Annotated in this window: 6 protein-coding genes; 3 read left to right on the top strand and 3 right to left on the bottom strand. The window is 61.0% G+C overall.

Annotated elements, in window-relative coordinates; genetic code table 11:
* The 3 genes from VFG49_RS01955 to VFG49_RS01945 all read right to left on the bottom strand — a co-directional run.
* On the bottom strand, positions 1-477 hold a 477-nt coding region (locus tag VFG49_RS01955), incomplete at its 3' end, for a hypothetical protein (protein ID WP_414649027.1).
* 267 nt (positions 478-744) lie between these two features.
* Complete coding sequence (locus VFG49_RS01950; RefSeq protein ID WP_324857818.1) at positions 745-2,946, bottom strand: polysaccharide biosynthesis tyrosine autokinase; 2,202 nt, start codon at positions 2,944-2,946, stop codon at positions 745-747.
* Positions 2,947-3,047: 101 nt separating this feature from the next.
* A complete protein-coding gene (locus VFG49_RS01945) occupies positions 3,048-3,545 on the bottom strand; it encodes a low molecular weight protein-tyrosine-phosphatase (protein ID WP_324857817.1) in 498 nt (165 codons plus the stop codon).
* A gap of 278 nt (positions 3,546-3,823) precedes the next feature.
* On the opposite strand from VFG49_RS01945, the gene VFG49_RS01940 reads away from it, so the two are divergent.
* The 3 genes from VFG49_RS01940 to VFG49_RS01930 form a co-directional block, all read left to right on the top strand.
* Complete coding sequence (locus tag VFG49_RS01940; RefSeq protein WP_324857816.1) at positions 3,824-4,195, top strand: hypothetical protein; 372 nt, start codon at positions 3,824-3,826, stop codon at positions 4,193-4,195.
* A gap of 84 nt (positions 4,196-4,279) precedes the next feature.
* Positions 4,280-5,380: a polysaccharide biosynthesis/export family protein gene (locus tag VFG49_RS01935; protein ID WP_414649025.1), complete on the top strand. Its 1,101-nt coding sequence runs from the start codon at positions 4,280-4,282 to the stop codon at positions 5,378-5,380.
* Positions 5,381-5,436: 56 nt separating this feature from the next.
* Positions 5,437-5,810: YjbF family lipoprotein (locus VFG49_RS01930; RefSeq protein ID WP_324857815.1), on the top strand; the 374-nt coding region annotated here is incomplete at its 3' end.

Below are 5,810 nucleotides of genomic sequence, written 5' to 3'. Positions count from 1 at the left end.
CAACACTCGCCGCGAATCCACGCCACGCGCACGGATATATCCCAGAATCCAGCGCAGCGCGAGCCGATCGAGCGTAAGCACGATACCGGCCGAGACAAACCATGTACCCGCAGCACCTCGCGAGTAGTGATCGGTCGCCTTAAGAGCCCACGCGATGAGAAGTTGCACCACCATGACGCCAGCCCATGCCAGCCACAACCTGCCGATCTCCAGTCGGCTACTCTCCCCTCGCCAGCTGCGATAAAGACCTGCAGCAGGAAAAACCACAAGGGCGAGCAGCACGGTTCGTATGAGGCCGGACGTATAGGCAAGCTCCAGCTCGAAATTCCCAAACTGGATACGGTAGACAGCCAGCGCAACAGCTGTGATGACCAGCACATCACTGACGCGTAGGACGATATCCAATAGCGCAGCATGCTTTGATAAGAAATGCGACTCCGCCCGTTTTAGTTGCGGAACACTTGGAATAGTTAACATCACTGCACTCCGTCCTTGCCTTCGTTTGCGACTGTGCTTCCATCGTCGTGCTTTTTTCGACACCGATGCGGCGCACATACGCAAGGCAGCCCCTCCCTAGGGCTGCGCCATGCTCTTTCATTGCCCCTCATTCACTCCCCCTTGGTGAAAGAGCCGCGGAATCATCTCTAATCCCGCGTCAAGCAACCAATAGACTGTTCGTACTAGTGAGACCAACAGTCCCTGCTACGACATCAACTCTTCCGACAATGACGCGTTGGCCTTCTCTCACGCAGGGCTGCTGCCGTACTCGTAATAGCCATACGAGTAGTAGCCTGTGCTCCTGCGCTCCACCGCGTTGAACACCGCGCCCTTGATCTGCACGCCGTTTTGCTCGAAGCGCTGCTTCGCCAAGGCGATTTCTCGTGCCTGATTCAATCCGAAACGGACCACCATCAGACTGGTGCCGACGTGATGACCCATGATGGCGGCGTCGGTCACCGCAAGAATGGGCGGCGTATCGATGATGATCAGGTCGTACTGCGGCTTCAGCTTTTCCAGCAGATTGACGAAGTTCGCGTGCATCAACAGCTCGGACGGATTCGGCGGAACCTTGCCTCGGCTGATGAAGTGCAAACCTTCCGTATCCGCCACGGATCGAACCGCATCTTCAAGGACAAGCTGGCCAGAGATCAGCTCGGACAGTCCCTTGTCAGGGCGTCCACCAATGACGGTATGCAGCGCGCCCTTGCGCATGTCGCCATCGATCAACAAGACGCGCTGTCCGCCCTTGGCGATGACGGCGGCCAGGTTGGACGAGATGAAGGTCTTGCCTGCCCCAGGGCTGGCACCCGAGATCATCAGGATGTTGTTCTTTGCTTCGATGCGAGCGAAATGCAGGCTGGTGCGGAGGCTGCGCAACGCTTCGATGGCCAGATCTGCCGGCGCGTTGACAGCCAGCAGCTTCTGCTTGCCATCGCCGCGGCCGCGACGCCCCTGCAGGAAGCTCTGGCGTTCAACCGCACTGCTTGGAATGGATGCGTACACGGAGAGACCGAGCTCTTCGATGGCAGACGGGTCCTCGACGCCACGACTTAGCATCTGGCGCAGTAGCACAAATGCGACGGCCAGGAAGCCGCCGAGGAAAGTACCGCCCAGAGCAACGAGCGCCTTCTTGGGCTTGGCAGGCTTGGAGATATCCACGGCAGCCGGATCGATCACTCGCACATTGCCAACGGTACCGGCACGCGCAATCTCGAGCTGCTGGGCCTGGTTCAGCAGACCGGTGTAGGTGGCATTGGTGACTTCCACGTCCCGGGTCAGGCGCAGCAGTTCCTGCTGCGTATCCGGCAATCCGCCGACCTGCTTCTCGATACCGGCTTTTTGCGCCTGAAGCTGGCCGATTTGATCGAGCAGCGCCTTGTACGCCGGATGCTCGCCGGTGAACTTGCGCTCCATCTCGGCCTGCTGCAAGCGCAGCTGCTGGATGCTGGTCTCGATCGCGACCGTCTGATCGAGCAAGCCCTTGGTCTGCAGCGTGATATCGACCGACTTGGCTTTGATCTGGAAGCCATTCAACGCGTTCTGAGCGTTGTCCAGGTCATGCCGAATCCTGGGCAGTTGCTCTTTGACGAACTTCAGGCTGTTCGCCGCCTCTGCCGAGTTGCGCTCGACGTTCTGCTTCACATATGCCTGGCTTACATGATCCAGCAATTGACCTGCGAGTTCTGGATCTTCGTGATCGTAGGTCAACGAGATGATGCCCGAGTCCTTGCCCTGTTCCGATGCGCTAATGTCTAGCTGCAGCTGATTGATCACCGCGAGGGCGGTGTGATGCGTCACGGCGAAGTGAGTGCCTGCGTTGGCGCGCAGTTCGCGCACCTGCATGGTGACGCCGTGGCCGCTGGCTACTTCGCCGACGCGTCCCTTCACCAGGGAATCGCTGCCGTCGAAAAGCTGGTACTCGCCCTGCGCACCCGCAATCAGCACAAGCTTCTTTTCCTCGAGCCCGGCCGGCACCTTCATCTGGAAGATATCGAGCTTCGAGCCACCCCAGTCGTAACGGCCAAATCCCAGCATCGGCGGGGCCACGTCACCAGGCTGGTCTGGCAGGAAATGGCGTGCAACCCATCCGCCAAAGATTGGGAAGTGGTACGGATAGGTCTCAACCTGCAGGTTGAGTTCGTTGACGGCCTTGCCGATGACGGAGCGCGACGTGATGAGCGCGATTTCCGTGGTGGCCTCTGAACTCGATGCTCCCAGCGTCTGCGAGATCGCGCTAAGGCCCGGGAGGTCGGGCACCTTCTGCTCCACCTGCACCAGGGCGTCCGCCTCATAGATCGGCGTGCCAAGCAACGCATAGCCCACGCTGAGCACGAGGAACACACCGGTGATGACACCAATCAACCACTTATGGTCGAGCAGCGTGCCCAGCAGCTCGCGCAGGTCAATCTCGTCGTCTTGCTGCGCGGTGTTTTGTGTTGCGGCCATGCTCGGTGAGTCCGGTGCCAATCAATTAGGTTGAAGGAAATGCTTGACGATTCGTATGGGTGCCTACCTTCGTTGCGTGTAGGCGTTTCCTGACATCGGCATTAGCAGCGTTGACTTGACAGGTAGGGCAACCAGGTGCCGACGGCTTCTGCGATGACGTCGTAGACATGCTCGAAGGCTTCGCGGCTCTGGCGGTAAGGGTCTGCGACGTCGCGCCCCTGGACCCATCGATCGAGCAGCATGATCTTTCCGCTGGCTTCCGGAGCCATGCGGCTCATGCGATTGACGTGTTCGCGCTCCATCGCCAGCACCAGGTCGGCGTCGCGCAACATGCCGGAGGTGAGTTGGCGCGCGCGGTGCGCGCTGCCGTCGACGCCATGCTCGCCAAGAACCTGCAGGGCGGTGGCGTCCATTGGCTTGTCCACGAGCGCGCCAAGGCCGGCGCTCTCGATCGAGGCGCCACCTGCGGACAAATGGTGTCGCAGCAGATACTCCGCCGTAGGACTACGGCAGACGTTCCCCACGCATACGACCAAGATCCTTTTGAACACGTTCGACGACTCTTCCGGATGCAACCACTGGCGCGCCACGCGGCTCATGCCGTGTCGTGCTCGCCAGACCCCTGTGCTGAACGCCTCCAGGGCCTGTCCGGTGTGAGCTTTGACTGTAAAGTCCCCAAGCCCAGGCCTGCAGGACCGGGCTATTTCTCTCAAGTCAAGATGACGCCATCACGGACCAATCGCTAAAGGCTTGCGTTCAGCTGACGATCATATACACAATCAAGTCCTACGTCACGAATCGTACACGTGGAAATCACAATTCATTTTCCGGTAAGGTTTCGTGTGGATTGGGTCGTAACACACTGAACGGAGCTCACGTGAAGAAATTGCTTGCAGTAGTCCTCATGACCAGCCTGGCGGGCCAGGCTTTTGCACAAACGACCCCTGCCCCGGCAACCCCGCCGGGGCCCGCTGCCAATGGCGGCGCAGGCGCAGGTGCTGGCGGTACGGCTGGCGGCACCGCGGGTGCTGGCGCTGCTGGTGCGGCAGGCGCTGCCGGCGCCGCTGGTATGTCGGCTGGGGCCATCGCGGCCGTCAGCATCGGTGCCGTAGCTGCCGTTGGCGCTGCCGCGGCCGTTGCCAGCAGCAGCGGAAGCAGCTCGCACGGCAACAGCAACAACCCGCCCAGCACGGGCGGTGGCGGTACGGGCGGCACCGGTGGCACCACCGGCACCACCGGCACGCACTAAGTCTTTTATCTGCCAGCGAAATATCCGCGCCAGCTTCGGCTGGCGCGGATCTTTTTTTGTCTGCACCCACCGAAAGCAGAAGTCATGAACGTTCGTAACGCCGTAGTCCTGGCCGCCGCAGCTGTCCTGCTGCATGGCTGCATGTGGGCGCCGGGACAGCACATGTCCACCAGCAGCATGATGCGTAGCGAGGATGAGAACAGTCGCGTCGACATCGTTCCCATCACGCCCAAACTGATCGCGATGGACAAGGCGGCGGAGACCGTACAGGGCATCGCCCCTGAGCTGCTGTCTTTCCGGCCCGAGCCCTATCGCATAGGGGCTGGCGATACGCTTTACATCACCGTATGGGACCACCCCGAGCTGACCTCACCGGCGGGCCCGCAGCAGCAGACGCTGGCCAATGGCCGCCTTGTGCGCTCCGACGGCACCCTGTTCTACCCCTACGTGGGCGAGCTGAAGGTGTCCGGCCTGACCATCGAGGAACTGCGCAAGGCCATCAGCGACAAGCTGGCCAAATACGTGGAAAAACCGCAGGTCGACGTCAACGTCATCGGTTATGGCAGCCAGCGCATCACGCTGCAGGGGGCCTTCGTCAAGACCGATCCGCAGTCGATCACGGCGATTCCGACCACGCTGGGCCAAGCCATCGGCGCCGCGATGGTGAATACCGAACAGGCCAATCTGGCCGGCCTGGTGCTGACGCGCGACGGCCATGATTACCACCTCAATCTGGATGTGCAGAGCTCGACCAAGGAGTTCGCACAAGACATTTTCCTGAAGCCGGGCGACCGTCTTTTCTTGCCGTACAACGATCGCCAGGAAGCGTACATCGTGGGTGAGATCAATCACCCGATGGCGCTCAGTTTCAAGACGAGCGATCTCACGCTCACGCAGGCGATCGGTCGTGCGGGCGGCCTCAATCAGACCACCGCCAAGGGCAAGTCGGTCTACGTCATTCGTGGCATCGAGGATCTGGAGAAAGCCAAGGGCACCGTGTACCAACTGGATGCCCGTTCGCCGGATGCGTTCATCCTTGCCGATCAGTTCAAGGTGAAGCCGGGTGACGTCGTGTTCGTCGGCCCTGCGGGTGTCACGCGCTGGAACCGATTCCTGACCCAGCTGTTGCCGCTCACCGGCATCATCAGCAACGCGGCGAACGCTTCGTACAACCTCGATCACTGATGCCCGTGCGCCGTTTGCCTGACAGCCGGCGCAAGCCGGCCTTCGCGATGTCTCGCGTGTACAACGCGGGCATTGCTCGCGTGGGCGGACGCATGATCCGGACGGGCGGCTTTTTGGCCCTGGTCTGCATGGCGTGCCTCCTGGTGGCAGGATGCACGGACGTCGCCCGCGGCACCGGCGACACCATCAAATTGGTATGGCGCGGCACGCCAAGACTGTCGCCCACAGCCGAACAGGTCGCCGCCAAACCCTACTACCAGCTACGCGCAACGACGGCGCACGGTGATGCCATCCTCATCCTTGGCAACGTCGATGGAAAACGCGAGTACTGGTACGGCGCCAACGGCGTGGCCCTGGTGCTTGAGAACGGGCGGATCGTGCAGACCATCGGCCTGCCGGAAAACCTGGAGCGCAGCGTCGCAAACGGATC

This window comes from Dyella sp. (genome assembly GCF_035685885.1).
Lineage (GTDB): Bacteria > Pseudomonadota > Gammaproteobacteria > Xanthomonadales > Rhodanobacteraceae > Dyella.
The sequence above is the reverse complement of the archived record's forward strand: the minus strand, read 5'-3'. Positions and strand labels throughout refer to the sequence as shown.